Origin of the sequence: Anaerophaga thermohalophila str. Valhall, from assembly GCF_000250735.1 — a bacterium.
Lineage (GTDB): Bacteria > Bacteroidota > Bacteroidia > Bacteroidales > Marinilabiliaceae > Anaerophaga > Anaerophaga thermohalophila_A.
Genome location: NZ_AHZV01000346.1, coordinates 1 through 4,332 on the forward strand (window position 1 = coordinate 1; position 4,332 = coordinate 4,332).

4 protein-coding genes are annotated in these 4,332 nt (G+C 44.9%); 2 read left to right on the forward strand and 2 right to left on the reverse strand.

Annotated elements, in window-relative coordinates; all coding sequences use genetic code 11:
• The first annotated feature begins 37 nt into the window (after positions 1–37).
• Positions 38–448, forward strand: coding sequence for a DUF4783 domain-containing protein (locus OQ5_RS0117865; protein WP_016778799.1), 411 nt, complete (start codon positions 38–40; stop codon positions 446–448).
• Entirely contained in the window at positions 445–1,287 is an 843-nt protein-coding gene (gene nadC / locus OQ5_RS0117870) for a carboxylating nicotinate-nucleotide diphosphorylase (RefSeq protein WP_016778800.1), read from the forward strand. Before OQ5_RS0117865 ends, nadC begins: the two co-directional genes overlap by 4 nt.
• Before the next feature lie 17 nt (positions 1,288–1,304).
• Here the strand turns inward: nadC and OQ5_RS23685 are convergent, their stop codons facing one another.
• Both OQ5_RS23685 and OQ5_RS0117880 read right to left on the reverse strand, forming a co-directional pair.
• Entirely contained in the window at positions 1,305–1,550 is a 246-nt protein-coding gene (locus tag OQ5_RS23685) for a hypothetical protein (protein WP_016778801.1), read from the reverse strand.
• A 12-nt stretch (positions 1,551–1,562) separates the two neighbouring features.
• Complete coding sequence (locus OQ5_RS0117880; RefSeq protein ID WP_016778802.1) at positions 1,563–4,193, reverse strand: valine--tRNA ligase; 2,631 nt, start codon at positions 4,191–4,193, stop codon at positions 1,563–1,565.
• Positions 4,194–4,332: the final 139 nt, after the last annotated feature.

A 4,332-nucleotide genomic window follows, 5' to 3' on the forward strand; every position in this document is an offset into this window, starting at 1 on the left:
GCTTTTTATACCGGGCTCATAAATAAATTTTATACGAATGAAAACACTACAACAACTTCTGCCTTTTTTTGTCTTTTTACTTGTTTTTGGGCTTAGTCATGCCCAAAGTGAGAAAAAAGAGCCCCTGCCTGCAAAAGTGGTTGAGGCCATGAAACAGGGAGATATATCTAAGCTTTCTCCTTTTCTGAACGACAAAATTGAACTGGTTCTTCCCGGTGAGTCGGGTATTTTCAGCAAGGAACAGGCGCACTTTATACTCAGGAATTTTTTTAAAGACAATAAAGTAACATCCTTTCAGATTTTGCATCATGGTGCCCGGCAGAATGCGACCTTTGCCATTGGTGAATACAAATGTACCAATGAACAGTTTCGCATGTATTTTTTGGTAAAGACAACAGAGGATGGTAAATCATTAATTCATCAAATTAGAATAGAAAAACAGGAATGAAGAACGAATACTTAAAGGAATTTATAATTAATGCCCTGAAGGAAGATATCGGGGATGGCGATCACTCATCTCTGGCCTGTATCCCGGAAGAAGCCGAAGGGAAGGTTCAGTTATTGGTAAAGGAGCCCGGTGTGCTTGCCGGAGTTGACGCAGCTTTTGAGGTGTTTCGTTATCTGCAGGCCGATATTGAAATCAGCCCGCTCTTAGGAGACGGTTCTTTAGTACAACCCGGCGATGTGGCTTTTGCTGTTAAAGGAAAAGTCAGAACTTTGTTGAACGCAGAACGTCTCGTGCTCAATATCATGCAACGCATGAGCGGTATTGCTACTCACACCAGGGAGTATGTTCAATTGCTGGAGGGTACGCATACAAAAATACTCGACACCCGAAAGACCACCCCGGGAATGCGTCTTCTTGAAAAGCAAGCCGTAAAGATAGGCGGGGGGGAGAACCACAGGATGGGGCTGTTTGATATGATTATGCTCAAAGATAATCATATCGATTTTGCCGGTGGTATCGAAAATGCCATTAGAAACACTCGTAAATATCTCGATAATATTGGAAAAGATTTGAAAATCGAGATTGAGGTTCGCAATCTGAATGAACTTCGTCAGGTGCTTGAAACGGGGGGTGTAGATCGTATTATGCTGGATAATTTCGATCCCCGTACCACCAAAGAAGCGGTTAAACTTATTGACGGGAAATACGAGACCGAATCATCAGGCGGAATTACCAAAGAGACCATTCGCAGTTATGCCGAGTGTGGCGTGGATTATATTTCTGTAGGTGCGCTTACGCATCAGATACGAAGTCTCGATATGAGTCTGAAGGCTGTTTAATAAATATAACCTTGTAATTACAGGCAATTTTGGGGCAATGCCAAAAAGAACAATGGAAAATAAATTAGAAACAGGTTGCTGACTTTTTCAGCAGCCTCTATCAATGACCAAATGAGGTTGAGGTTAAGGTTGAGCAACCAGCCACCAGTAACCAGCCACCAGTAACCAGCCACCAGTAACCAGCCACCAGTAACCAGCCACCAGCACCCAGCACCCAGCAACCAGAATCCAGCACCCAGCACCCAGCAACCAGAATCCAGCACCCAGCACCCAGTTTACTTTTTCAAATTCTCAATACTCTCGGTCAGCACCTGAATTTTTGCTTCGGCATCGGCTTTTTTCTTTTTCTCCAACTCTACAACCTTTACAGGAGCATTGGACACAAACTTTTCATTGCCGAGCTTTTTCATAACACCATTCAGGAATCCCTTCATACGTTTCAGTTCCTCTTCGAGCTTGGCGATTTCTTCGTCGACGTTGATCAATCCGTCCAAAGGAATAAAATATTCCGATGATTTAACCAGAAACGAAACAGCACCTTTAACCTTTTCGCCGACTGTTTCCACCGACTCGAGGTTGGCCATTTTCTTAAGAACAGGATCAAGACGCTCGAAGTAACCGTCTTTTCCTGTCATTACCATTGCTTTAAGCGCTTCGCGGGGCGACAGGTTCTTTTCCTGACGCAGGTTTCGAATGCCTGCTATGGCTTCTTTTACATGTTCAAATTGCCGGAGGAGTTCAGCATTGTAGGGTTTGGCCTCGGGCTGAAGACTAACCATTATACTTTCCCCTTCTTTTCTGTGTTCCAGGTGATGCCATATCTCTTCGGTAATAAAAGGCATAAAAGGATGCAACAAACGCATCAGGTCATCAAAGAATTTCAGTGTTGCCTGATGGGTCTTTTCATCAATAGGTTGTTGATAAGCGGGTTTGATCAGTTCGAGATACCATGATGAAAACTCGTCCCAGAAAAGATGGTAAATCTCCATCAGGGCGTCAGATATCCTGTATTTTTCAAAATAGCTGTCGATGGTTTCGATAGATTGATTCAGCTTGTTACTAAACCACTCTACTGCCAGCGCTGAGCTCTCGGGTTGCTCCATGCCGGCAGCTACTTCCTGGCTTTTTACCAGGCGGAAAGCATTCCATATTTTGTTGGCAAAGTTGCGTCCCTGTTCGGTAAGACTTTCATCAAAGAGAATATCATTCCCGGCCGGTGAACAAAGAAGCATGCCCATTCTTACACCGTCGGCACCGTATTTTTTGATCAGCTCAAGCGGTTCGGGTGAGTTACCCAGCGATTTCGACATCTTGCGTCGCTGGCTGTCGCGAACAATTCCCGTGAAGTATACATTTTTAAACGGATACGTTCCGCGATATTCATACCCTGCCATGATCATTCGTGCTACCCAGAAAAAGATAATCTCCGGTGCAGTCACTAAATCATTGGTAGGGTAGTAGTAATCGATTTCTTTGTTGTCGGGATTGAAACCGTCGAATACAGTAATCGGCCACAGCCATGATGACGCCCAGGTGTCAAGTACATCCTCATCTTGTTTCAGGTCATTTATTGTGAGCGAGTTATTGCCGGTTTTTTCTCTGGCCAGCCGGACTGCTTCATCTTCAGTTTCGGCCACCACATAGCTGCCATCCTCCAGGTAGTAGACGGGAATGCGGTGTCCCCACCAAAGCTGTCTGGATATACACCAGTCTTTTACATTCTCCATCCAGTGGCGATAGAGGTTTTTGAATTTTGGCGGATGGAAACGAACTTCATCTTCCATTACAGCTTTTAGCGCGGGTTTGGCCAGTTCCGACATTTTCAGGAACCACTGGGTACTTAATTTGGGTTCAATTACGGCATCGGTGCGCTCGGAGTAACCCACTTTATTGGTGTAATCTTCAACTTTTACAAGATTCCCTGATTTTTCCAGATCGACGGCGATTTTCTCACGTACATCAAACCTGTCTTCGCCTACGTACAACTGAGCAGCTTTGCTGAGTGTTCCGTCATCGTTTAGAATATCTATCGATTCCAGGTTGTGGCGCATTCCTATTTCATAGTCGTTGATGTCGTGTGCCGGGGTAATTTTCAGGCAGCCGGTACCGAATTCCATGTCAACATATTCGTCTTCCAATACGGGAATTGGTCTGTTGATGAGTGGTACCAGTACCTTTTTACCTACAAGGTGTTTGAATCGTTCATCGTTGGGATTGACACATACTGCCGTATCTCCCAGGATTGTTTCGGGACGGGTTGTTGCAATAGTAACATGCTGGTCAGGTTCTCCCTCAACCTGGTAGCGGATATAATAAAGTTTGGATTGCACTTCGCGGTAGATCACCTCTTCGTCAGACAGAGCAGTCTTCGCAGCGGGGTCCCAGTTGACCATCCGGATACCACGATAGATGTGACCTTTGCGGTAGAGATCAACAAAGACTTTGATAACACCTGCGCTGCGTATTTCATCCATGGTAAAACAAGTACGATCCCAGTCGCATGATGCTCCCAGCTTTTTCAACTGTTCCAGGATGATCCCCCCATGTTTATCGGTCCAGTCCCATGCATGTTTCAGGAATTCTTCACGAGTCAATGAATTTTTGGGGATGCCTTCTTCCTGCAGTTTGTTGACCACTTTGGCCTCGGTGGCAATAGATGCATGGTCGGTGCCGGGTACCCAGCAGGCGTTCTTGCCCTGCATACGCGCACGCCTTACCAGTATGTCCTGGATGGTGTTGTTGAGCATGTGCCCCATGTGCAAAACACCCGTTACGTTAGGTGGTGGTATCACCATGGTGTAAGGCTCTCGTTCATCGGGAACAGACCTGAAAAATTTCTGTTCCATCCAGTAACTGTACCATTTTTCTTCTGTTTCGGCCGGATTGTACTTGCTTGCAATTTCCATAATACAATTAACTTTCTTTTCGATAGAAAATGCAAAAATATAAAAAACTCGCCGACCTGTTGTTATGTGAGGCAAATGTCCGGCTCAATTTTTATCATCCATGGGGTTATCTCTTAGCCTGCTTTATTCATAAGTTTTC

What these genes read in the sequence shown, in the direction of transcription:
- OQ5_RS0117865 (WP_016778799.1), top strand. Translation starts at nt 38, where the DNA reads ATGAAAACACTACAACAACTTCTGCCTTTTTTTGTCTTTTTACTTGTT.
- nadC (WP_016778800.1), top strand. Translation starts at nt 445, where the DNA reads ATGAAGAACGAATACTTAAAGGAATTTATAATTAATGCCCTGAAGGAA.
- OQ5_RS0117880 (WP_016778802.1), bottom strand. Translation starts at nt 4,193, where the DNA reads ATGGAAATTGCAAGCAAGTACAATCCGGCCGAAACAGAAGAAAAATGG.